The organism is Marinobacter alexandrii (genome assembly GCA_039984955.1).
GTDB lineage: Bacteria > Bacteroidota > Bacteroidia > Cytophagales > Cyclobacteriaceae > Ekhidna.
This window is the reverse complement of the sequence record JBDWTN010000005.1, coordinates 162577-186783: the sequence shown is the minus strand read 5'-3', so window position 1 is coordinate 186783 and position 24207 is coordinate 162577. Positions and strand designations below refer to the sequence as shown.

Below are 24207 nucleotides of genomic sequence, written 5' to 3'. Positions count from 1 at the left end.
TTAGAATAAAAGCTTCTAGAGAGCGATACTTACTCCAAAATAAGGCATCACGTATTTTGTAGCTTGGAATTCACCTTCTGCTGTTGGGGTAAATAACCAGTAGTAATCTACACCTGTTGCCAAGAATTTATTCATGTGGTAGATAAAGCGCATTTTGGCTAATGAGCGTTCGTCGAAACTGAACGCATCTCCTAAATCATCCAGATCTCCTTTTACATAATTCCCATGAAATGAAAATTTATCAGCTAATCTTTCCATATCTGCAGATAATTCTACGAACGCAGGTGATGCAACTGAAATATCATCTGGTATCATCAAGCTACCACCAAGAGAGACCTTCTTCAATACATGGCCTCTTAGTGATCCATAAATACCATTTTTCCCTTCTGTAGTGATCAAAGAAGCGATTCTGGCATCTTTATTTATTTCATATGTCGCATTGAAGAACTGAGGAATATAATGGTCTGAGTTGTTGAGTCGTTCGATACGTATATCTGTGCTAAAAACATCTGCGATAAAATGCATTCTGAAGTTCATTCCCACAGATACTCCTGAACCTGTTTTAAAATCATTTTCACCAAAAGCATTCGCTAGTTGAGTCAAGGTATCACTCTCAATATTTAGCCTAGAATAAGAAGCAAACATGTCAATCTGTATAAAAGGGGAGCTTAACAACGTTAGGCCCATATCTATTCCTAATCCCTTTGCTCCAGATTTTGTGAACGTATAAGTCGTGCTGGTAGAATCACTGGTAATGATATCCGTCTGATCCTTATCTACGATGTATGAGGCTCCCACTTCAAGTGTATTGATAATCTTCAATGGGAATGCAGAAAGAGGTCTGATATATGGTCGTGCACCAAAAAGATTGAATGATTGAGGGTTCAAGTCGCTATATAATAATTCCAGGCCTACAAATCGATCGTAATTAAAATCAGCATGAATCCCGACTTTGCGTTTTTCGTAACTGGTAGAATTAGTATAGTTATTCATTAACCCTCCATAGCCAAGCATTAAACCTGAAATTTCTCCTGCCTTTACATACACAGGATCCTTTTTTTGAGCTCCATACCTTATGTATCTGAATAACCTAGCAACACCGACACCATCTTCGAATATTTCCGTGCGTATAGACTTGTCGTCCAACCCATAGAGAATTGGAACATTCAGTCCGACACCAACCTTCCCAAGTTTAAACTCAGGAGATAACACCAATCCTACATAATCTTTTCCATCGATCTGTGTGTAAGTCATTCCTCCATTTATACTGCCATTATCGTTTGGGAGCACCATTGGTTCTCTGAAATCACTGATGGAAGGACGCTCTACTCGTTCCCTTTTAGGTTTAGGCTTTTCTATTGTTTCCTTGTTTTCTAAGGAATCAATCTTGCTGACAATAGTGGAATCTGGTTTTAGTGTATCAGATGAAACTAGTAATGCTTGTTGTTTAAGACTATCCAGAAGCAAACTATCAGATGGAATTTGTAATGAATCTATTTTGACTATTTGATCTTTTTTCTTTCGCTTCTTTTTTTTCTTTTTTGCCGTTTCTTCCCATAAATAAGAATAATCAGAATACTCACTGGAAGTTTCTTGAGAATAGCCAGAAAAGGCTAATGAAAATAAGATTAATGAGAATGTAGCTAGCTTAATGTTCATAGTCTTTAATAGTCGATGACTACTGTGTAGTCATTGATAATGAAAAAAGCCCCTAAAAAGGGGCTGAATTATTTCAAATAGACTTTTTCTTTTTTATTGTATTTGTTCCGATAAGAAAGTCGAAAACCATTTTTCCCCCACTTCTTGATCTTATATACATAAGGAATCCTTCTTCTTTCTTCAGTGAAAGAATCATATGTTAGGATTAAATCCTTGCCATTCAGACTCCAGTCTCCACCTAGCTTTGCATAGTTATTTCTATCGTGATAGAATTTACGGTCTATCCGAATGGTAAATGTTTCTCCAATTTCGAAATAAGGACGCCTGCTTTTAACATCCATTACATTCCACTTTTGCTTTGATTGAAGTAATTCTTCAATTTTAGAAAGCTTCTGTGCTTGAGTTGCAGTAACTAAACACAGAAAAAATAATATTGAGTATAGATTTTTCATGTCGATAATTATTTTAAGTTGGGACTTTGAATATGCAAGTTGATGGGTTTGAATAGAAAGTTCAAATGACCTTATCTTGCCGTTTTCATAGTCACAGAGTTTTTTGTGATTATGTTTTCAAATATGATGCCTCAATTTTAAAACCTATTTTTTTTCTTATTCATGAATCTACAAGAAAGAATTATTAATTCAATTAGAGATGTACCTGATTTTCCAAAACCAGGAATTGTTTTTAAAGATATTACACCACTTCTGAAAGATGTTAGCCTCAGCTCAGATATTACAAAAGCCCTAGCTGACTATTGGAGTAGGATAGACATTGATGCAATAGTTGGAATCGAATCACGTGGATTCATTTGGGGGAATTCCCTTGCACAAAAATTGGGAATCCCATTTATTCCTATTCGAAAGAAAGGAAAACTGCCAGCAGATACCTTTTCTTATAAGTATGATCTAGAGTATGGATCCGCTGAGATGGAAATACATCGCGATGGTATCCTCCAAAATCAAAAAGTGTTAGTTCATGATGACTTGCTTGCTACCGGGGGAACAGCAATGGCGGCCGCAGAGTTGATCAAGGTATCTGGTGGAGAAGTGGCGGGATTTTCCTTTTTAGTTGAATTAGGCTTTTTAAAAGGCGTTAATTCCCTTAAGCCTTACGATTGCGATGTGCATTCCTTAATAACCTACTGAGGCTCACGGAGCATTACCTGGACTAAGTTTGCTCTTCCTATTGCGTTAAATCTTACCGAAAGGAATTTGATTGTCTTCTGATCTCCACAACTATTTGGAGGAGTTAGACGATAATGAAAAAATTTCTGATTTCTATTATAGAGCTCATGTTCCTCAGCTTTGCCTAATAAACTCTCCACTTCATTCTGAGTCCCTTTCAATAGAATGTCTTGTTTTTCTATTATCAAACTAGCTACATCCAGCCGATATGTGCTGCAATCTTCTTTGGAATTGATCCATAGCTCTTCGTCAAAACCTTCCATAGATAACCTATCATAACAGGAAGATGTTAAGAGTAAAGTGAATAGAACGTAAAGAATATTCTTCATTTTTTAAATCTTGTAATTATGTAACAGCATGCGAAAATAGCTCCGGAAACAGTCACCATAGCACCTGCAATTGATCCATCTAAAATATAGCTTAACCAATAGCCTAAGAAAGAACTAAAAACTCCAAAAACGGAACTTAGTATTAACATAGACTTCAATTGGTTTGTTACTAAATAAGCTGAAGCTGCGGGAGTAATTAAGAGAGCAACAACCAAGATCGCTCCCACTGATTCAAAAGAAGCGACTGTTGTAAGTGAAACCAGACTCATTAAAGCATAATGCCATTTAGATGTGGATATACCTATAGCAGTAGCAAAAGACGAGTCAAATGTTGTAATGAATAGTTCCTTATAGAATAAGAAGATAAAAAGAAGAATAAGAATTAGTACTACCGTGAGGATTATGACGGCCTTCGGCGCAATAGGATTACCAGAGTTTGTATAGATAAGATCTATTGGCACATAGGCGATTTCACCATGAAGAATACAGTCTTGATCTATATGGGCATTGCCCGCATAATAGGTTACGAGTATAACACCTAAAGCAAACAGCCAGGTAAATGTTACACCAATGGAGGCATCAGCTTGTAATTTTCCTTTCTGGTGAAAGAACTCAATCAAGAAGGTGGTCAGTATTCCTAGAATTCCTGCACCTAATAGCATCCAGACTGACTGCATGCTTCCGGCAATGAAGAAAGCGATAACAATTCCCGGTAATACTGAGTGTGAAATAGCATCACCTACCATTGACATTTTTCTTAAAACGAGAAACGTGCCAAGCATGGAGCAGCTAACTGCAACTAAGGAACCTGTCAATATAATCCAGAAAGCATCCATTATTTTGGTATCTCGGAAGAGTGGGGGTCTGAAGTAGGATACTCTAGTAGCTTCTCTAGTCGTGCTTCAAGTTCCGGAGTTATTACATGCTCTATAGTGTCAGCATCCTCATGAACGTGATCAGGAGCAATTCGTAAATATTTGGTTAGGTAAAGTTCCCAAAGCCTGTGAAGTCTTGTTATCCGTTTGCCTTTTTCAAAACCTTCTTTAGTCAACAACCAGTTTTGGCTTGTTTTCTTAACATACCCATGTGTTTTTAACTTTCTTAAGCCCTTAACTAATTGAGCTGAAGAGAAATTTCTAATAAGTCGAATATCATCTACTGCTACGACACTGTAATGTTCGCCGCTATTCTCCCCAATCCTGTAAAATGCTTTTAATAGATTCTCTTCCAGTAGTTGTCTTCGAATGGAAAACCTTCTCCATTGCCTTACCACGATCCCTTTTCTTGGAGCGAAGAAAAAAGAGAATAACGCGATTATTGATAAGATCATAACCATCCATGGTCCGGTAGGCATAGAAGGAGCACTGTATGAAATGTAGGCTCCACTAACTCCTGAAAAAGCTCCAAATACGGAGGCTAGTAAAATCATTTTGGATAACCTGTTTGTCCAAAACCTAGCTGCAGCTGCAGGAGTAATAAGCATAGCTGCCATTAAAACAACACCTACAGCTTGTATGCCAGTTACAACAGCTAAAACCGTGACAGATGTCAAAACCATTTCCAATTTCTTAATAGGAAGTCCAATTACACGCGCAAAATTTGGATCAAAACTGATGAGTTTAAATTCTTTATAGAATGCAAAAACTGTGATTAATACGATAAAAGCAATAATGCTGAATGCAACTAAATCTTTACCTACAAGTGCAGCTGCTTTGCCAAAAAGAAATGTATCCAGACCACTTTGTGAAGCATTACCGGAATGCTGTATGTACGTCATCAACAAAATACCAATGCCAAAGAATACAGAGAGGGATAGGCCTGTAGCTGCGTCTTCTTTAATTTTTGTGTTTTGAATAATTGCATCCATTACAATAATCGATATCCAACCGGAGATAAATGCTCCAATAATTAGTAGGAATGGATCTTTACTTCCTGAGATCATGAAAGAGATACAAATTCCGGGTAGAACTGCATGAGAGATCACATCTCCCACAAGGGATTTTTTCTTTATGAATGTAAAACAACCCACTACGGCTGAACTAATAGAAAGCAGAACTGCACCGAATACTACGTATTTGATGTTTGGATATTTGAAAGAAAAGAATTCAATTAAGGTTTCCATTATTGCTTTTCTCTCGCTTGAAATTCCCCTTTTTGGACGAGCTCTCCAACTTCTGTTAAAAGGGTTAGCTTTCCACCATACGTTTCTTCCAGAAGTTGCGGGCTAAACACTTCCTTGGTGGGTCCTGACGCAACTAAGCGAAGATTTAGAAGGATAACCCAATCAAAATAAGTTTCTACAGATTGTAAATCATGGTGAACAACTATGATAGTCTTACTTTCCCTTGAGAGCTCTTGAAGTATTTTAAAGATAGCTTTTTCTGTTGCCGCATCTACTCCAGCAAATGGTTCATCTAAAAAATAGATGTCGGCATTTTGAGTTAGAGCCCTTGCCAGAAATACACGTTGTTGTTGACCGCCTGAGAGCTGGGATATTTGACGCTTATGGTATTTGTCCATACCGACCAGTTCCAAAGCTTTCATTGCAGCTTCCTTATCTGCTTTTCTCGGATTTCTGAATAACCCAAGTTTTGAATATCTTCCCATTAATACTACATCGAGTACAGATGCTGGAAAGTCCCAATCCACAGATTCTCTTTGTGGAACATAACTTACTTGCTTTCTTACTTCTTTTAGAGATTGATCAAAAAGTTTTACGTATCCAGAGTTCATGTCCACTAGATCCATTACAGCCTTAATAAGCGTTGATTTACCTGCTCCATTAGGACCGATGATACCACAAAGAGCACCTTTAGGTACAGATAAGTCAATACCCCATAGGACTGGTTTTTTATCATAACTTACCGTGAGATCATGGATCTCAAGTGCCGGATTTTCAACTTGTTTTACAAAGCTATTAGACATTGACTTTTAGTTTTTGGATAAGCGCGTTTAGTCTCTTCCTCAATGTGATTAACTCATTATTAATTTCATTGTAATCAGGCTTACTAATTAGGTCTATTTCGCTGCTGAAATAGAGCAAATACTCAACCTCTGCAGCAGATCCCATAGCTATTTCGCAGAATCGTTTGAACTCTAATTGACCACTCCTTCCGCAACCTTCCGCAATATTTGTTGGAATTGAAAGAGCACTTCTTCTAAGTTGACTTGTAATACCAAACTTTTCTTCGTTAGGAAAACTTTTAGATATATGATAGCACTTCAAAGCTATTTGATGTGCTTCCTGCCATACCTCTAGATTTCTAAAATCTCTCATATTCCAATGGCCAAATTACCAATTGCTAGAAGCTATTTCAAAGCCTCCACAATTGTTTCAATATTTTTTTTAAACATCCCAATGTAGGTTCCTTCTTCTGTGCCAAATTCACCCATTGCATCAGAATATAGATACCCACCAATCCTTATATCATGCCCTCTTTCTCTGCATCCTGTCACAACGGCATTGATGGACTTCTCAGACACACTAGTTTCAACAAAAATTGCTTTTATGTTATTGTCAATAATCAAGTCTGTAATCTGAGCAATGTCTTTTAAACCAAAATCGGCTACAGTAGAAATACCCTGAAGCGCTTCTACTTGAATGTTGTAGGCATCTCCAAAATAGACAAAGGCATCATGAGCAGTGACAAGAATCCGCTGATCTTTGGGGATTTCTTTGAGTCTTTGTATTACATATTCTTCAAGGCTATCTAGTTGAAGTAAATACTCAGTAGTGTTCTTTTGGTAGAATGCTTGATTGGTAGAATCTAAGCTGACTAAGGATTTGCTAATAGATTTAACAGCATACTTCCATCTGTTAATATCAAACCAGACATGAGGATCATATGCATCCTTATATCCAATAGCAGATTTAAGCATATGCTTTGGGATTGACTCAGCAGCTGCTACAACTAGTTTCTGCCTACCCAACTTCGCCAAGATTTCACTCATTTTGCCTTCCAGAAGAATTCCATTATAAACAACTAGATCTGCCTTATTAAATTTTGATAAATCTCCTTGTGTAGCTTTATAAAGGTGGGGGTCAACTCCTGGGCCCATAATTGCTTCCGCAGTAACCTTGTCTTTTGCAATATTGATGACAGCATCATATAGCATTCCTGTTGTGGCTACTACATGAGGAGTGCTAGTTGTCTGCTCATTTTTCGTAGAACAACCGAAACCAAAAAGAGCTATGCATATTGAAAAAGTAGCAATATTTTTCATTTCTTTTCTATTATGGTGATCATCAAGTTATTCGCGACTGTTTGAGATAGAAACTGTCTTTCATTATCATCGATGGTAATAGATAAAGACCCATCAAAATCCATACGCTCAAGAACATGAACTTTAGATCCAATTTTAAGTCCTAATGAATCAAGATGCTGAAGTAGCGATGCGTTATCATTGTTTACGGCGACTAAAATACCCATTGTGTTTACATCTACTTCTGATATGCATGCTCTTATAGTCTTGGTCATTATTCCGTCGGCGTTCGGAATAGGATCACCATGAGGATCCATAGTTGGATGTCCTAAAAATTGATCAAGACGTTCGATTAGTGCAGGTGATTTTATATGCTCAAGCTGCTCTGCGATCTCGTGAACCTCATCCCACTTGAATTCCAGTTTATCAACAAGAAAGACCTCCCATAGCCTATGTTTCCGTACAATAGTCAATGCGATCTTCTTGCCTTGAGGTAAAAGTTTTGCTCCTTTATATTTTTGATATCCGATGAGTTTTTTCTGTGAAAGCCTTTTCACCATGTCGTTTGCTGAAGCTGGTGTGGTATTCATGCTTTCAGCAAGCGCGTTTGTGTTTACATTTTCATTCCCACCATCAGAAAGGTGATAGATTGCTTTCAAATAGTTTTCTTCAGTAAAACTCAGTTTAGAAACCATGTGACAAAGCTAATTAATATTTAGATTAATCTAAATATTAATTTAGAAGTACTTATTTTAAAATAATTAAAGCGCTAATAATCAAGCTATTTAACCACTTTTATTAAATGATCAAGTGATGATGTTAGTTTAAGTGATTCATACTCCCATGTTGCGCTCTCCGGATAAAGTCCAGTAAACAATTCATCCTTTTTAGATAATGATTTTAAAATTTCTTGTGCATTAATTGTGGTATAATTCACAGGAATTGCGCCTCCCAATTCTTCACCTTTGCTCATCCAATTGGTATTTTCTGAAACTAAATAAGGTAGCCTATATCTGGAGTATTCATAAAGTTTAGTCGGTACTTTATTACGATTGACAGTATTTGTTTCATAACCAATTACTCCAAGATTTGCTTTTGAAATAGCATCAAGAATTTCAGGATAAGGTATTGGACTATAGGAGATGGTTAATAGAATATTAGAGTGATTCTTTTGCTGCTCCAAAAGCCATTTCTTTATATCAATACTATGAACTTGTCCAATAATATGAATTAATGTTTCTGGTTCTACTTTTTGAATAGCAAGAAATACATTGATTGCATTCTTTATCCCTCCATATGTAGAAATTGTCCCAGAAAAAATCAGATTTGTTTGATTCCAATTCCTGCTGGATTCTGCAGTGGATATAGCTTTGTTTTCTAAGATTACATTCTTATTTCTAACAAAATACAGTTCTTCATCGTAGCACTTTTCTGCCAGCCAAAATTCATTGATAAACTTCTTTGATAGATTTTCCTTAAAGCGAATAATTTCCGCATAAATCGTTTTTATGATTGATCGACTCAAATGCTTAAGATTACTCGAATAGTTTTCTTGCACATCATAAACCACTTTGCAACGAGTTAAGACTCTTGCAATTAATGCTGTGACGATTAACTCATGTGTCGTAATGATTAGCAAAGAAGGTCTAATTGACAGAATTTTGAATAAAATTTTAGGTCTGATAAAAAGTCTTACTAACCAATTTGTTCGTGTTAATAGATGAGGATGTAAATAAATTCCTGGGGTATCTATTTCTTTTTTCGTGCTATTTCCTATGATATTAACTTCATATTTATTTGTTTTCGCCATTGATTGAGAAAACTTCCAAAAAGCCCGTACATCGTCTACAGGTTTAAGTACGGAAGCTATCACAATCTTTTTCTTCATATAACTGTAAATATTGAATATTAGATGGAATTAAAAAACCTCATAGAGGAAGCTTGGAAAGATAGATCTCTGGTAAATAAGAAAGATGTCTCTGTTGCGATTAAAACAGTCATTGAAGATTTAGATAACGGCAAGCGTAGAATTGCGGAACCTGATGATGATGATTGGAAAGTAAATGAATGGCTCAAAAAAGCAGTAATCCTTTATTTTCCATTAATGAAAATGCAATTAATTGAAGTTGGCCCATTTCAATTTCATGATAAGATTAAACTTAAGTCTGGATATGATCAGCTTGGAGTGAGGGTAGTACCGCATGCCATAGCCAGATACGGTGCGTTTATTCAAAAAAATACAATTCTGATGCCTTCATATGTCAATATTGGAGCTTATGTTGATGAAGGGACAATGGTCGACACTTGGGCTACAGTAGGAAGTTGTGCTCAGATCGGCAAAAATGTACATTTAAGTGGAGGAGTTGGGATAGGAGGGGTATTAGAGCCTGTTCAGGCAGCTCCTGTAGTCATTGAGGATAATGCTTTTATAGGATCCAGATGCATCGTTGTTGAAGGGGTACGAGTAGGTAAAGAAGCTGTTTTAGGTGCTAATGTGGTATTAACAGCAAGTTCTAAAATTATTGATGTAACTGGAGCTGAGCCAAAAGAATACAAGGGATACGTTCCTCCTAGATCTGTAGTAATTCCCGGAACCATACCTAAAAAATTCCCTGCTGGTGAATTTCAAGTCCCATGTGCCTTAATCATCGGGACGAGAAAGGAAAGTACCGATAAAAAGACTTCATTGAACGAAGCTTTAAGAGAAAACAACGTCTCAGTTTAATACTGGCATCTAAGTTGCAATGATGAGAAGTGTACCAACATTGAAGATCATGAAGACTTTCACATTGATATTACTAGGGCTATTCACAAGTGCTCAAACAATGGTTGATAGTAGGCCAGTGAGCAACGGTGAAGAATTACAGTTTAAATTATCGTACGGATGGTTTACAATTGGTAGAGGCACATTCAAGATCTCCGATGAAAATGTAATTAAAGATGGCAAAGAATGCATTGAAATAAATGTAGCAGGAAGAACAGCCGGTTTAGTAGGAGTTTTTTCAAAAGTCGATGATAAGTGGGGAGCAGTTGTCGATAAAAATACCTTTATGCCATATTATTCATATAGGGATCTTTCAGAAGGAGATCAAGATTTAAAAGAGAAATCGTATTTTGATTACGATTCAATGCGTGTGCGCGTAGAAAGTTCTTCGATTTCAAAACCAACTACCAGACCAATAAAGTACTTTGATATTGAAAAAGACAATGTTTTAGATATGATGGGAGGTCTTATGTATGCACGAAGTGTTGACTTCAAGTCCCTGGAAAAAGGTGATACAATAAGATTGGATGCTTTTTTTGATGAAAAATTCTATGATTTTGAAATGATCTATCACGGTATTGAAAAAGTTAAAACTAAGGTTGGTAAAATCTACTGCTTTAAGATTGTTCCTATCATGCAAAAGAATAATGTATTTAAAGGAGATAACGCTGTAACATTCTGGATTTCAGCGGATGCCAATCGACTTCCTTTAAAAGTAAAAGCAAATATGAACTTTGGGACAGCTTATTGCGAGCTTACTTCGTATAAAAATGTTAAAAGCGGGATTGATTCCCAATAATCCGCCTACTTTTGCCGACTTTATCTAATTATATGAAATACTTCGTAGTAACATTTATCTTGCTGTCAGTGGCTAGTTGTAAGAATGAAGCCTCCATAAATGGAGATGACCTTTTCGACAATGAAAAATATGCTGATGCTATTCAAGCCTATACTTCTTATCTAGAAACACATCCTGACAATGTGAAAAGTCTTTATAATAGAGGTAGATCTTACGAGGAAATAGGACAAGTGCAAAAAGCTGTTTCTGATTTTGAAAAGATCGTAGAATTAGACCCGAAGAATATTTCTGCTTACCTCAGTTTAGCCAAGATTTCATATAATAAACATGAATATAACAAGGTATTGATCCATACTGGGAATGCAATTGATCTAAATGAAAACTCAGCTCAGGCGCATTTTTTTGCTGGAAGAGCTGAGCATCAACTAGGGTATCTAGATCAAGCTGTTGAATCATATAATAATGCAATAAGAATAAATCGTGATTTTGGAGAAGCGTACCTCTACAGGGGTGCAGTTAAGGTAGGAAAAGACCAAATGAAATCTGCATGTGAAGATTTCAAATTTGCCAAATCGTTGAATATCCCTGAAGCAGCAAAAGCAATTAAAGATTATTGTAAGTAATGATTATAGGATAAATCCTGTAATCAAATAGCAAATGACTGCCAATCCTCCAGTAAAAAGTGCATATGGCAATTGAGTTCTGACATGATCTATGTGATCACATCCAGATGCTACTGAGGCAATCAATGTTGTATCAGAAATAGGAGAGCAGTGATCTCCAAAAACCCCTCCTCCGAGTATAGCGGCAATGACAAGGTGCAGGTTAGCATCTACAGCAAAAGATAGAGGAACTCCAATGGAAATCATGATTGCAAAGGTTCCCCATGATGTGCCCGTTGCAAAGGCAATGAAACTACTAATAATAAAAATTAACGCTGGAGCAATTTCTGGAATTAACCAGGAAGATGTTACTCTGGATACATAGATACCAGTCCCCAGCTCATTGCATAAGTTTCCTATGGCGAAGGCTAATACCATCAATACTGCCATAATCACCATATCATTCATTCCTTTGAAAGACTGATCAATAAAGGTTTTTATTGTAAGCATTTTTTGAAATCCGTACATTACAGCAGCAGTGAGAAACCCGCTAAAACATGCATTTAGTACTGCTTCAGAACCAGAACCGGTACCAATACTGTTCCAAACTTTATCAAAAAAATCACCTTCAAACGCACCATCCCAACCACCATAAATAAGAAACAAAGGCATAGTAAGAACCATTACAGCTATCGGAATTACCATATTGAGGGGAGAAGAGGTTCTTTCTGAACCGGGATCTTCTTGCCTTATTTCAGGGGCCTTCCTTTCAGCTATTTTCTTCATTTCTCCATATTCTTTACCAGAAAGCGAAAGCCAGAATACAAAGACTAATGTCAATATGGCATAAAAGTTAAAAGGAATAGAATAAACCAGTGTTTTGAAAGGATCAATATTTGGAAATGCTAATAATAATCCCATTACGTAAGCTCCCCATGCATTCAAAGGAAACAAAACACATGACGGAGCTGAACTTGAATCTGCGAGGTAAGCTAATTTTTCTCTGGGCAATTTATGCTTATCAAAAAGAGGTCTGAAAATAGTACCTACAGTGAGAATGGAGATATTAGATTCTACAAAGATTAGAAACCCTGTCAGGGCCGAAGCAGCTTGAATTTTACCCTTGAAGTTTTTTTGCCCCGATAGTCTTTTTTGAACCCAGTTGATAAATCCATTTATACCTCCCGAATATTTAATTAGTTGTATCAGTGCACCAATGATTAAGGTCAAGATAATGGTTCTTGTATTCCCTTTGCTTTGAAAGACTTCAACAAATGCCCCAATAGTTGCTAAGGATCCCTCCAAGATATTTCCTTGCTGAATAATTAAATAGCCAACAAGTATTCCTAGTGAAAGAGAAAAAACGACTTGTTTAGTCTTTATAGCTAGTCCAATTGCCAATAGGGGTGGTATCAAAGACCAAAATCCATAGTCTGTCATTATTTTTTCTTTTTCTTTACAACAATTTTCAAGGCTTCATCTTGCTGACTTGATAGTGCATTATAAGGATATGATGTGAAAGTATAGGCCACTGCTTTTTCGATGGCTCGAGTAGCTTTTTTTTCCTTTCTTTCCTGTTTTAGATCATAGCTGCCTTGCCAAACTAATTTCTTTTTTTGATCGAAGAGCTCCAATAAGAGAACTGATTCGTAGATCGTTCTGCTGGAAAACTGATTTCTTGAAAAATACGGACTTGTCTGATTACTAGATTCTACTCTTGTGGAAGAGGAAATTTCATATCTTAAAGTAAGATCAGGGGAAACACTGGATTTTTGGTAGTTACGTTTCGACATTTGATTATGAATATTCTCCTTGATTTGATCAAGTAGCAAAGTGCTTTCTGGAGTGACGTTTTTCGATTCCAGTTTAGCACTTACAAGCCGGTATGTTTCAAAATTCTTGAAATCAGCTTTAGAATTGACGTACGAAACTATTTTAGGACTACAAGCACCTACGGCTAGGAGAATTAAAAACCACTTTTTCATCGAAGGCTAAATTATCAATTTACCCCGACTATAAATTGAGAGTTCTAGAATATGTGTGAGCTTTATTAAGGGAAGATAAAATTTTATCAACTAGGCGTACAGTCTCTTCGGTAAATTCATACAATACTTCGAATCGGTCACTATTTTGACTGTTTCTAGTGATTGATTTGTAATCCCCATAAAAACCAGACTCATAAAATCTTGAATCGGGATTGAACCATATGAGCTTTGTATTTGACATCATTGGGTAATTCTCATACAAAGATTGAAGATTTGAATATGAAAACTATTTCTTCGATTAATTCTATTAACGAAATATTTTAGGGGGTTATTACGTATACTCATCGAAATAATTGATACTTTTCATTGTTATAGCATCATGTTTGAAGAGACAAAGACAAATTTTTGAAAATGATAAAGCGAGAGCTTTCCTTTACTCTTACTATAATGATTGCCTATCTGACTTTTTCTCAGGTTGCAACAAAAGCTGAAACCAATCTCGCAGGTGTTTATCAAGGTAATACACTCTTCATCCAAAATCCATTAGATCAATCAGATCGCAAATTTTGTATTGAAAGTATATATATCAATGAAGAACTGCTTAATATAAATTATAAGCTGAGTGCCATTAAAATTGATTTTAAGGAATATGATTTGTTCACGCCTGTGAAAATCCGTGTTGTTCATAGGGATACATTGTGTACTCCGACTATAATCAATCCGGAGGCTATATTATTCCATACTATTTTTCGATTTACTTCTGTTTCATTAACAGACAGTGCTTTAGTCTGGTCAACTAAAGGAGAAACTGGAATGGGGGAGTTTGAAGTTGAGAAATTGATGAATGGAGTGTGGGTAGATCAAGAAGTCCAAGAAGCATCAGGTTTGTATAAGGTTGCTAATTATACGCACTTTCCCAATTTAGAAGAAGGAGCAAACCAGTACAGAATCAAATATAACTTCCCAAGAGGCAGCAGAACTAGATACTTGTATTCATGGGAAGTGGATTTTGATCACTACCCAGAACCCGTTGACTTCAAGCCAAAATCAGCTAAAACACGATTGTACTTGTCCAGATCTACACATTATGAGATTTATGATGCAGGGAGTAAGCTAGTATTGGAGGGTCAAGGAATAGAAATAGATGTTACTGTCCTTAGACAAGGACAGTATGTTATCTACTTCAATGGAAAAGACCCGGGTACTTTTATAAAAGAATAATTAACCTAGAAGATCTATTCCAAAGAAGTTATTCAACACTACCATTACAAATAAGATCGCTAATAATACCGGACATAAGTAGGAGATGCAAAAGTTAAGAATCTTCTTAATGATGCTTTCATTGAATCCTTCATAACCCTGAGAGATCTCTGCAGCGAGGTTCTCCTTCTTCCAAATATATGCAGCGAATGTAACTATCAAGAATCCGCCAAACATGAGGAGTACATCAGTGATGTAACCAACCAAAGTCATGAAATCTGACGATCCACCAGGCAGAGAGAAAGCAGTCGAAAAGAATTCACTATACCCATTGCCAATAAGAGATGGGATTCCTATAATGAATATAATCACGGACATAATGACCACAGCTCTGGTTCTTCTTACTTTATATTCGTCAACTACATATGAAACAGGGACTTCTAGTAAGGATACTGTTGAGGTAAGTGCAGCGAATGAAAGTAAGAGAAAGAAGAAACCACCAACTATAACACCGAGTGTGGAGCCTAATGTTTCAAAGACTCCTGGTAGCGTCACAAAAATCAAACCAGCACCGCCTTGTACATTACTCATTTCACCACCGAGGTTATATGCAACTAATGGAAACATCATTAGACCAGCTATAAAAGCTATTCCTACATCAAAAAGGGTAATTAAAGCTGATGAACTAACTATATTCTCCTTTTTGGAAAGATAAGAACCGTATGTTATGAGTGCACCCATGCCTAGTGAAAGAGAGAAAAATGCTTGTCTTAGAGCTCCACCTATTGTGTTAATATTGGTCAATTTAGAAAGGTCTGGAACTAGATAGTATTTCACACCTTCCATAGCGTTCGGAAGAGTAAATGAATAAATAACTAGCGACAATATCATTATTATCAATGTGGGCATCAAAATACGGGCTAATCTCTCTATGCCTCCAGAGACTCCTTTTGAAACAAAAAAAGCTGTGGTAAGCATGAAAATAATAGCATAACCTCCGACTTTTACAATATCTGAAGTAAAAGCTCCAAATGATTCTCCAACTCCGAAATTCCCCATGATCATTTCTAAGAAATAGCCAAATGCCCAGCCAGCAACAACATTATAAAAAGATAGAATGAGGACCCCACAAAGTATTCCAAACTTTCCAATGATGTTCCACCTTTTGAATCCTAGAGAATTGAAAGCACCAATGGGGTTTTTCTCTGTTTTTCTGCCAATAGCAACCTCAGTCACCATCACAGGAAAGCAAAGAATAAATGCGAAAATCAAATAAATCAATACGAATGCGGCACCACCACCGTCGGCCACCTCAAAAGGAAATTTCCAAATATTTCCTAGACCAACTGCTGATCCAGCTGCTGCTAAAATAAATCCTAGTCTGCTGGAAAAGTTTCCGCGTGCACTCATATATACTATATTTTGATTTGGGTTAAAACGTCAAATATAGCAAAAGGAGGGTAGCCTCAAAGGGCAATTTTATAACTGGTTAAATCAAATCTTCTTCGTCGACTTCAACCTTGTAGGGATAGTTGAATAAATGATTCTCTTTTATGGATTCAGCTACTCTGTTTGGAACCATTTCTTCCCAACCATCTTGGTCTGTCTCGATCAATTCAAGTACATGATCAGATATGATATGTAGGTTTTCAGTTTTAGCGTCAGGAATACTCAAAACCTTATGATTTTCAACAAAATAATGGAAGAGGCTTTGTAAATGCCGATCAGGTGAAAAGTCATTTCCTGTCTTGATTTCTCCCGATTTTGAATCAAGGATAGGGTATATGAAGAGTTTTACATTACTCCCAAATAACCTAGCGAAAGATTCAAGTATTCCGCCATCCAGGTTTTTATAATATTTTTCATCAAAAATCTGAGTGAGGTTATTGAATCCTATGATCATACCAAGCATCTTATCTTTGATATACTGGGATAGGTATCCGGCAAGCTTGTAATGTTCTTGATAATTGGAAATCATTACATTTTGACCTAGAGAACAAAGTAGATCTACTCTGTCTAGGTAATCCTGCTCATCTAATTCGCCTTCTAGCGTCAAATCCTTAAGCGTAATTTCAACTACAGGTACAATATCCTCTGAATGACCCAATTTCTTTTTGAATGAACGCATTCCGGTAATCATCATGTCCACATTGACATGTGTGACCGGGCGAAATCTACCTCTAAGGACGATGGCGTTTTTACGATAAAGGATGTCAGAAGGAAGTCTCACTTCTTTATCTGGCCCAAACATTGCCACCTTGGTCAAGCCATTCTTAACCAGCTTTAATGTCATTAGACGATTATCAACATGGTGGAAGTCCGGACCTGAAATACTAAACATATCAATCTCCAAACGATCCTTTCTCACATTATCTACGAGAGAGTCTATGATTTCCTCAGGAGTATTATATGTGTAGCAAGAGTGGATCAGGTTAACACCAACAATTCCCAAGACCTGTTGCTGCCATTCTGCATCTCTATCCTTCAAGGATACATGAATAATACACTCATTGGGTTCAGATTGAGAGTGTCGCTGAAAACGCAACCCCATCCAACCATGACCAACATTACTTCTATCGTAATTAATCGTTTCAACGGTATTGGCAAAAGCGAAAAAAGTAGTTTTTTTAGATCTTTGAGTTAGTCTTTGATCTAAAAGAGAATACTCACGATCGAGCATTCTGTGAAGCTTTTCCTTGGAAACATACCGATCACATTTACCATAGATTGCATCACTAAATGTCATGTCGTATGCAGACATAGTTTTTGCAATGGTGCCAGATGCAGCTCCTGCTTTAAAGAAATATGATGCTACTTCTTGTCCTCCACCGATTTCAGCAACTGTGCCATAAATCCTTGTATCAAGATTAAGCTGTAACGCTTTCTCTTTTGTGGTTAATTTCTTGTTGAATTCTTCCATTATGGATGCAATTGCTGCAGATGCAAAGCTATTTTGAATTATACCCAAAACAAACTTGTATACAAAAAAACCGACTTTAAGTCGGTTTTGTTTTTTACGTAAATGAGTAGGCCTTAGTTGTATAGTGAATAAGGGAATTTGTTTTCCTTAATCATTACATCGGCTACAGATTGTCTTAGTTCTTTTGTATTGATGGGATCCATTTTGGTAAATCGTTTCATTCCCATCAACATCACTCTTAATTCATCTCCTTCAGCAAAACAAGCGACAGCTTCATCTCCTGAATTTTTGATTTTAGTCAGTGCTTCGTTCAAATAAAGTGTTGCCATATTTTGATAAAGCTTACTTCCTTCTTCGCCGTAAACACCTATAAGTTTTTCAGTTCTTAGTATAGTCGATTCGGCAACATATACCTCTATAAGCATATCGGCAAGATTTAGCAATACCTCTTGCTCATGATCCAACTTAGGGCCAAACTTTTCTGCTGCTTTTCCAGCAGCCATTAATACAGCTTTCTTTAAGTTTTTTATTACTTCTTTCTCTTTTGCTAAAGGTGTAGATAGGTCTGGAGATTCAAATGATGGAACACCAGTAAGTTCTTTACCAACGGCCATTGCAGGTCCAAGCAAATCAATCTCTCCTTTCATAGCCTTTTTAAACATCATACCTACCAGAAGCATTCTATTTATTTCATTAGTTCCTTCATAGATACGTGTAATCCTAGCGTCTCTATAAGCTCTGGCCATAGGTGCTTCCTCCGAAAAACCCATGCCACCATATACTTGTACACCTTCGTCTACACAAAAATCTAGGACTTCCGATCCGTGAATTTTGATGATCGCGCACTCAATAGCGTACTGCTCAACGCCTTTCATCTTAGCATCACTTTGACTAAGGCCATCACTCTCAAGCTTAGCTATTAAATCTTCGATGTTTTGTCCTGCTCTATAAGAAGCGGATTCAGTGGCATAAGTCTTAGTAGCCATTTTAGCAAGTTTTTGCTTAATAGCACCAAAACTGGAGATTGAAACACCGAATTGCTTTCTTTCATTGGCATATGCTGTAGATTTTGTGGCTACATCTTTGCAGCCGTTAATACACCCAGCTCCCAGTTTGATACGTCCTACATTAAGAACATTCACTGCTATTTTAAATCCATTTTCCCTTTCAGAGAGTAAATTTTCAACAGGAACTTTAAGGTCATTGAAAAATACCTGACGAGTGGAAGAGCCTTTGATACCAAGCTTTTTCTCTTCATCGTTCATAGTGATTCCATCCCATGTTCTTTCTGCGATGAAAGCTGACAGTTTTTTGTCGTCATCAATTTTCGCGAAAATGATTAATAGATCAGCAAAACCTGCATTGGAGATCCACATTTTTTGGCCGGTGATCAGATAATGCTTTCCATCATCCGATAGCTTTGCTTTCGTTTTTCCTGAATTAGCATCAGATCCGGCATCAGGTTCCGTTAAGCAGTAGCATGCTTTCCACTCACCACTTGCAAGCTTAGGAAGGTACTGACTCTTTTGATCTTCAGTTCCATAATAGAGGATTGGAAGTGTACCTATGCCTGTATGAGCACCATAAGCTGTAGAAAATGATCCTGCAACTGCCATTATATCGGCGATCAACATACCTGTATTAAAGCTCATTCCTAAGCCCCCGTATTCTTCAGGAATATTAACTCCTAATAAGCCTAGTTCCCCGGCTTTATCCATCAGACCTGACATTACACCTTCTTCCATGCTTTCAATACGATCGGTGATGGGGTTGATCTCCATATCAATAAAGTCCTGAGTGGCTGCCGCCATCATTTTCTGTTCTTCAGAAAACTCTTCAGGTATAAAGACATCTTGAGAGTTTGTCTCTTTTACCAAGAATTCTCCACCTTTTACCGATACTGATTCGACTACTGATTCCATTTTATAATATTGTTTCTGATTCTTTTAAATTTAAAATACTCTGCATGCATAACAAATATACGTGTATTTACTCTGCATGCATAACAAATTAGAAATATTTTTGATTCTTTCATTGGCTATTATTGCCTTATCTAAAGAAATCAACAATTCAGGCAACAGAATTAACAGTTGAGTAACGTCAAATTGATATTGGTGTACATATGATTGCATTTTTGAGAAAAAGTTAATTGATGAAAAAAATCATTCTAAGCATATTGATCATTGCGATATCGCAACTGACTTTTTCACAGGAGAACTGTGAGCTAGTCGTCAAAGTGGAAAACATTAAAAAAATCCAGGGGTCTTTAAAAATTGCTGTTTACGATCATCATGATCATTTTCTGAGCAAGGAGATTTTTGGTGATGATAAGCTTATAAAATCCGATAGCGTACAATTTTCTTTTAAAGGACTAGGAGAGGGCACGTATGCTGTATCGATTTTTCATGATGTAAACGATAATGGAAAACTCGATTCAAATTTTATGGGGATTCCATCAGAGCCCTATGCATTTTCCAACAATGCTAAAGGAATGTTCGGACCTCCAAGTTTTGAAGATTGCCAATTCGAAATTAAGGATGGATTGCAGAAAATAGTGATATCACTATGAGCAAGTACGCGAGATACCACCTTATTGGCACAGTCCTTATTTTCTTTTTGGGCGGAATCGTAAACATGACTGTTTTCTGCCCGAATTGTCTAAAAGAGCCATTTTTCCTTTCTCGAAATTTTAATATTAGTTTTTGCTACAGTGGAGCGGCATGGGCCGCATATTGGAAGGGGAGTGAGTTCTTAGTTGAGTTATGGGATAAACATATTCCTTGGATAGTAGCTCCGTTAAAACGATTTTTCGTAAGCCTGGTTTCCATCACTATTTATGTATTTCTGGTAGTATGGGCTCTTGATATATATTTTGATTTGGTGTTTTTTGAAAAATCATTTTCGGAAGTCTTTGAAGATTCAAACTCTTCATTTACGACTTCACTAATGATTACTCTGGGTATAAATGTTTTCATGCATGGGAGAGGTTTTTTGATTTCCTGGAGACAAGCTTCGATTGATGTGGAAAAACTGAAGACTGAACAGGTATCTACCCAATATGAAAGCCTTAAAAATCAAGTAAATCCTCATTTTCTATTTAACTCATTTAATGCACTAAGCTCTTTGGTTTATGAGGATCAGGATAAGGCAGTTGAATTTATCAGAAAGTTGTCTAATGTCTACAGATATGTTCTGGAGTGCAAAGATGAAGAAGTGGTTGAACTTAGTAAGGAAATGGATTTCGCTAAAAATTTTATTTTTCTACAAAAAATACGGTTTGGTGACAATCTGAGTTTTGACATAAACACATCAAATCCAAGCGCATATGTGCCTCCGCTCGCAATTCAAATACTCATTGAGAATGCAGTAAAACACAATGTTGTAAGTGAGCAGTACCCCCTTAATGTGAAATTGGATATAGATGATGAGTACTGTACAATAACCAATAACTTAAAAGAAAAGAAAACAAAAGATTCGACAGGAATAGGTCTGGATAATTTGATCTCCAGGTATCGATATTTGACAGATAAGGAAGTCAAAGTTGAAAAGACAGAGAATACATTTGTTGTGAAATTGCCATTGCTTAAAATTGAAAAATGAAATACATAATTATAGAGGACGAACAGCTAGCTGCTAAGCGATTAAGGTCTTTGATAGAGGGAATTCGTACAAATTATGAGTTTGTTGCAAAGTTTGATTCAATTGAATCAGCAACTATTTCATTACCTGCTTTAAAGTATGATATTCTATTCATGGACATTCAGCTAGCTGACGGTATTTCATTTGATATCTTCGATCAAATTCGTATCAATAAGCCCATCATATTTACCACAGCGTATGACGAGTTTGCTTTAAAAGCATTTAAAACTAATAGTGTGGATTACCTACTCAAACCAATTGGGGATGAAGATCTTAGAACAGCGATCGTGAAGTTTGAAACCAATTTTGCTCAAAAGGAAGAGAAATCAAGTGAAAATCCAGATATTGATAAACTGATAAAATCACTTCAACCATCTGGAAAAGAGCGATTTGTGGTGAAAGTAGGAGATCATCTCAAAACTGTCGATACAGCAGATATTCAATTGGTATACAGTCAGGATAAAGCAACTTATCTTTTTACAAACAAAGGGAAGAGATTTCTAGTTGACTATACTTTGGATAAAACAGAAGAGTTATTAAGTCAATCTGAATTCTATCGAATATCGAGAAAGTTTATTGTTAGCATAAATTATATCAAGGATATTATTGCGTTTACGAACTCAAGATTGGAAATAGTAGTTGAATCATTTGATGAAGAACAAATCATAGTAGCAAGAGAAAGAGTTGGTGAGTTCAAAGAGTGGCTAGATCGATAATTTAACCCATTGATTAAAATCATATCTGTATTACCACGTTTCTTAATTACTTTTGAAGGATAGAAATTTACAATTAGCGTATGTCAGTAGCAATGATGAGCCGAAAGGTTGTCAGATTTAAAAACAATTTACACGAAGAATTTAACAAGACATTAAACCAACGTGTCAATCAATACTTCAAGAATTCTAAATATGGTAGGTATGCGAATATGGAGATGGTTATCAAATCCATCTTTATGTTTAGTCTATACTTAGTGCCTTATTTTATGTTTCTTTTTGGTGTAGTTCAGAACTTATGGATATTCTATTTAATGGCTTTTTTAATGGGATTAGGAAAAGCAGGAATAGGTCTTTCTGTTATGCATGATGCGAATCATGGAGCTTATTCAAGAAAAAAATGGATTAATAGTGTTGTTGGATATTCATTGAATTTGGTTGGAGCCAATGCTACCAACTGGAAAATTCAACATAACGTTAAGCATCACACATATACCAATGTTTCTGGTATGGATGAGGACATATCTCCAAAAGGAGGCATGTTAAGATTTGATCCAAATTCACCTGTCAAAGCCCATCATAAATGGCAATATATATATGCATGGTTTCTTTACGGACTTATGACGATGAGCTGGATCATTGTAAAAGACTTCAGCCAATTGGCAGAATACACCAAAGATGGAATGCTGAAGAAACAGACAAAAAGTGTGACTAGAGCATGGGCTTGGTTAATACTTACAAAAGTTTTTTACTACTCATATATCCTTGCCTTACCTATTCTTTTTTCTTCATTGCCTTGGTACCATATTGTACTTGGTTTCTTTTTAATGCATTATGTAGCTGGTTTCATCTTAGCTATCATTTTTCAACCAGCTCATGTTATGGAAGATCATTCCTTTGAGAACGTTGAAAATACAGATGTTGTAGAAGAAAATTGGGCAGTTCATCAATTGAAAACGACCTGCAATTTTGCACAAAGAAATAAGGTGCTTTCATGGTTTGCTGGCGGTCTTAACTATCAGGTAGAGCATCATTTGTTCCCCAATATTTGTCATGTGCACTACAAGCAAATTTCTAAGATTGTTAAGAAAACAGCTGAAGAATATAACGTTCCATATAAGTCTCATCCAACATTTATGTCTGCTCTTGTTTCGCATGGAAAAATGCTTTATTCATTAGGTAGATAGATCACAAAGCCTTTAAAGGAGAAAGGAGCTGTACATTGTGTGTAGCTCCTTTTTTATGACTTGAAGTTAACTACTTGATGTGCCGCTTTTAAAAAACTAACATGTTTTGGTTAGAAAAAATACCCTAAAAATGGTATTGATATTGATGTATTTGACTTTCATCTTAGCCAAATACAATTGACACTGCTACATGAACAAGAATATCGAATCACACCAATTGAATAATTCTAGATCTTCTTCAGCTAAGAAGCTAACTAGAGTATTGGTAGAATTAGCTGAAGCACAGTTACAGTCAGCTGAGAATAAAGATGTTATTTCTGAACATGGCCTTAAAAAACTCAGGAGTAGATTAGTATAAAGCCCAATTGCTAAATTGGGCCTTTAAATTGAGTTTTAGTATCAACCCGGAAAACCTTCACTTTCCATTATTTCCTTTATTTGGTCTGCATGACGTTGTGTATGTCCCGATATGAACATGATTCCTTGATATGAATCGATTAGCCCAAAAGGAAATTGTATGTAATGATTTCTAAGATCCATATCTGTTGATTTCACAAACTTCATATTTTCCTTTCGTCTTTCTTTAAAGGTTTTGATTGTACTGGAAAAACCTCCAAAGCTGTTTGTGGGCTCAAACTCTTTTCTTGTTTTTACTTTTTGTTCACGGCTCGTAATTATTCCAATTAGTTGATTGTCACTCATAGCTACCTCCGCTCTTTTAGAAGGGTCTGCTTGCTCTTTTAGGCTCATTTTCACCATTCCCATAAGGTTCTCTTCTGAGATAGCAATGTGCTCCATACAGTTTGCAATAGACCATGATTCTTCATTTACTTTGAAGTTAAGTTGATCTTCGTTTAGTCCTCCAACAAGAGACATCAAGTTAGATTGAGAATCTTTTAAATGGCTCAATGCTTTCTTTCTCTCTTCTTTGGAAATTGTTGTTTGTGAGATTGCAATGGTTACTAGTAAAAAACCAAGTAGACTTAATGATAATTTTTTCATAATAGTATGTGTTAATGTTTA

Annotated in this window: 26 protein-coding genes; 10 read left to right on the top strand and 16 right to left on the bottom strand. The window is 36.3% G+C overall.

Features of this window, described 5'->3' with window-relative positions; all coding sequences use genetic code 11:
- Positions 1 to 15 precede the first annotated feature (15 nt).
- Positions 16 to 1659 (bottom strand): hypothetical protein, encoded by a 1644-nt coding sequence (locus ABJQ32_01670; protein ID MEP5288326.1) that lies wholly within the window; start codon positions 1657 to 1659, stop codon positions 16 to 18.
- A 68-nt stretch (positions 1660 to 1727) separates the two neighbouring features.
- Positions 1728 to 2111: a hypothetical protein gene (locus ABJQ32_01665; protein MEP5288325.1), complete on the bottom strand. Its 384-nt coding sequence runs from the start codon at positions 2109 to 2111 to the stop codon at positions 1728 to 1730.
- 162 nt (positions 2112 to 2273) lie between these two features.
- On the opposite strand from ABJQ32_01665, the gene ABJQ32_01660 reads away from it, so the two are divergent.
- The gene (locus ABJQ32_01660) at positions 2274 to 2804 is read left to right on the top strand and encodes an adenine phosphoribosyltransferase (GenBank protein MEP5288324.1); all 531 of its coding nucleotides are present in this window, start codon (positions 2274 to 2276) and stop codon (positions 2802 to 2804) included.
- Here the strand turns inward: ABJQ32_01660 and ABJQ32_01655 are convergent.
- From ABJQ32_01655 to ABJQ32_01620, 8 genes are all read right to left on the bottom strand, one after another.
- Positions 2798 to 3172: a hypothetical protein gene (locus ABJQ32_01655; GenBank protein ID MEP5288323.1), complete on the bottom strand. Its 375-nt coding sequence runs from the start codon at positions 3170 to 3172 to the stop codon at positions 2798 to 2800. The two genes, ABJQ32_01660 and ABJQ32_01655, sit on opposite strands and share 7 nt — an antisense overlap.
- Entirely contained in the window at positions 3169 to 4008 is an 840-nt protein-coding gene (locus tag ABJQ32_01650; GenBank protein ID MEP5288322.1) for a metal ABC transporter permease, read from the bottom strand. Before ABJQ32_01650 ends, ABJQ32_01655 begins: the two co-directional genes overlap by 4 nt.
- Positions 4008 to 5294, bottom strand: coding sequence for an iron chelate uptake ABC transporter family permease subunit (locus ABJQ32_01645; protein MEP5288321.1), 1287 nt, complete (start codon positions 5292 to 5294; stop codon positions 4008 to 4010). Before ABJQ32_01645 ends, ABJQ32_01650 begins: the two co-directional genes overlap by 1 nt.
- On the bottom strand, positions 5294 to 6097 hold the full coding sequence (locus ABJQ32_01640) for a metal ABC transporter ATP-binding protein (protein ID MEP5288320.1): 804 nt from the start codon (positions 6095 to 6097) through the stop codon (positions 5294 to 5296). The genes ABJQ32_01645 and ABJQ32_01640 overlap by 1 nt, the downstream gene beginning before the upstream one ends.
- Entirely contained in the window at positions 6090 to 6449 is a 360-nt protein-coding gene (locus ABJQ32_01635; protein MEP5288319.1) for a four helix bundle protein, read from the bottom strand. Before ABJQ32_01635 ends, ABJQ32_01640 begins: the two co-directional genes overlap by 8 nt.
- Before the next feature lie 32 nt (positions 6450 to 6481).
- Entirely contained in the window at positions 6482 to 7396 is a 915-nt protein-coding gene (locus ABJQ32_01630; protein ID MEP5288318.1) for a zinc ABC transporter substrate-binding protein, read from the bottom strand.
- On the bottom strand, positions 7393 to 8070 hold the full coding sequence (locus ABJQ32_01625; GenBank protein MEP5288317.1) for a metal-dependent transcriptional regulator: 678 nt from the start codon (positions 8068 to 8070) through the stop codon (positions 7393 to 7395). The genes ABJQ32_01630 and ABJQ32_01625 overlap by 4 nt, the downstream gene beginning before the upstream one ends.
- An 86-nt stretch (positions 8071 to 8156) precedes the next feature.
- Complete coding sequence (locus ABJQ32_01620; GenBank protein ID MEP5288316.1) at positions 8157 to 9263, bottom strand: hypothetical protein; 1107 nt, start codon at positions 9261 to 9263, stop codon at positions 8157 to 8159.
- A 24-nt stretch (positions 9264 to 9287) separates the two neighbouring features.
- Here ABJQ32_01620 and ABJQ32_01615 point away from each other — a divergent pair, with 24 nt between their 5' ends.
- Genes ABJQ32_01615 through ABJQ32_01605 form a run of 3 tightly spaced genes read left to right on the top strand, consistent with a single transcriptional unit; the run spans position 9288 to position 11561 of the window.
- Entirely contained in the window at positions 9288 to 10100 is an 813-nt protein-coding gene (locus ABJQ32_01615; protein MEP5288315.1) for a 2,3,4,5-tetrahydropyridine-2,6-dicarboxylate N-succinyltransferase, read from the top strand.
- Between the two features lie 49 nt (positions 10101 to 10149).
- Positions 10150 to 10938, top strand: a complete 789-nt coding sequence (locus ABJQ32_01610; protein ID MEP5288314.1) for a DUF3108 domain-containing protein — start codon at positions 10150 to 10152, stop codon at positions 10936 to 10938.
- A gap of 32 nt (positions 10939 to 10970) precedes the next feature.
- Positions 10971 to 11561: a tetratricopeptide repeat protein gene (locus tag ABJQ32_01605; GenBank protein MEP5288313.1), complete on the top strand. Its 591-nt coding sequence runs from the start codon at positions 10971 to 10973 to the stop codon at positions 11559 to 11561.
- 3 nt (positions 11562 to 11564) lie between these two features.
- Here the strand turns inward: ABJQ32_01605 and ABJQ32_01600 are convergent, their stop codons facing one another.
- Complete coding sequence (locus ABJQ32_01600; protein ID MEP5288312.1) at positions 11565 to 12980, bottom strand: Na+/H+ antiporter NhaC family protein; 1416 nt, start codon at positions 12978 to 12980, stop codon at positions 11565 to 11567.
- Positions 12980 to 13525 carry a DUF4136 domain-containing protein gene (locus ABJQ32_01595; protein ID MEP5288311.1) on the bottom strand — a complete coding sequence of 182 codons (546 nt, stop codon included), beginning with the start codon at positions 13523 to 13525 and terminating at the stop codon, positions 12980 to 12982. Before ABJQ32_01595 ends, ABJQ32_01600 begins: the two co-directional genes overlap by 1 nt.
- A 411-nt stretch (positions 13526 to 13936) precedes the next feature.
- Between ABJQ32_01595 and ABJQ32_01590 the strand changes: the two genes are divergently transcribed.
- Positions 13937 to 14746 (top strand): hypothetical protein, encoded by an 810-nt coding sequence (locus ABJQ32_01590; protein MEP5288310.1) that lies wholly within the window; start codon positions 13937 to 13939, stop codon positions 14744 to 14746.
- On the opposite strand, the gene ABJQ32_01585 is transcribed toward ABJQ32_01590, so the two are convergent.
- The 3 genes from ABJQ32_01585 to ABJQ32_01575 form a co-directional block, all read right to left on the bottom strand.
- The gene (locus ABJQ32_01585; GenBank protein ID MEP5288309.1) at positions 14747 to 16135 is read right to left on the bottom strand and encodes a sodium-dependent transporter; all 1389 of its coding nucleotides are present in this window, start codon (positions 16133 to 16135) and stop codon (positions 14747 to 14749) included.
- Positions 16136 to 16214: 79 nt separating this feature from the next.
- Entirely contained in the window at positions 16215 to 17645 is a 1431-nt protein-coding gene (locus ABJQ32_01580; GenBank protein MEP5288308.1) for a hypothetical protein, read from the bottom strand.
- 113 nt (positions 17646 to 17758) lie between these two features.
- On the bottom strand, positions 17759 to 19567 hold the full coding sequence (locus ABJQ32_01575) for an acyl-CoA dehydrogenase family protein (protein ID MEP5288307.1): 1809 nt from the start codon (positions 19565 to 19567) through the stop codon (positions 17759 to 17761).
- Positions 19568 to 19797: 230 nt separating this feature from the next.
- On the opposite strand from ABJQ32_01575, the gene ABJQ32_01570 reads away from it, so the two are divergent.
- The 5 genes from ABJQ32_01570 to ABJQ32_01550 all read left to right on the top strand — a co-directional run bounded on the left by ABJQ32_01570 (position 19798) and on the right by ABJQ32_01550 (position 23542).
- A complete protein-coding gene (locus tag ABJQ32_01570) occupies positions 19798 to 20214 on the top strand; it encodes a DUF2141 domain-containing protein (GenBank protein ID MEP5288306.1) in 417 nt (138 codons plus the stop codon).
- Complete coding sequence (locus ABJQ32_01565) at positions 20211 to 21245, top strand: histidine kinase (GenBank protein MEP5288305.1); 1035 nt, start codon at positions 20211 to 20213, stop codon at positions 21243 to 21245. Before ABJQ32_01570 ends, ABJQ32_01565 begins: the two co-directional genes overlap by 4 nt.
- Positions 21242 to 22000, top strand: coding sequence for a LytTR family DNA-binding domain-containing protein (locus tag ABJQ32_01560; GenBank protein ID MEP5288304.1), 759 nt, complete (start codon positions 21242 to 21244; stop codon positions 21998 to 22000). Before ABJQ32_01565 ends, ABJQ32_01560 begins: the two co-directional genes overlap by 4 nt.
- A gap of 80 nt (positions 22001 to 22080) precedes the next feature.
- Positions 22081 to 23184 (top strand): acyl-CoA desaturase, encoded by a 1104-nt coding sequence (locus tag ABJQ32_01555; GenBank protein ID MEP5288303.1) that lies wholly within the window; start codon positions 22081 to 22083, stop codon positions 23182 to 23184.
- A 190-nt stretch (positions 23185 to 23374) separates the two neighbouring features.
- Complete coding sequence (locus tag ABJQ32_01550; protein MEP5288302.1) at positions 23375 to 23542, top strand: hypothetical protein; 168 nt, start codon at positions 23375 to 23377, stop codon at positions 23540 to 23542.
- A gap of 41 nt (positions 23543 to 23583) precedes the next feature.
- On the opposite strand, the gene ABJQ32_01545 is transcribed toward ABJQ32_01550, so the two are convergent.
- Positions 23584 to 24186 carry a DinB family protein gene (locus ABJQ32_01545; protein MEP5288301.1) on the bottom strand — a complete coding sequence of 201 codons (603 nt, stop codon included), beginning with the start codon at positions 24184 to 24186 and terminating at the stop codon, positions 23584 to 23586.
- Positions 24187 to 24207 lie beyond the last annotated feature (21 nt).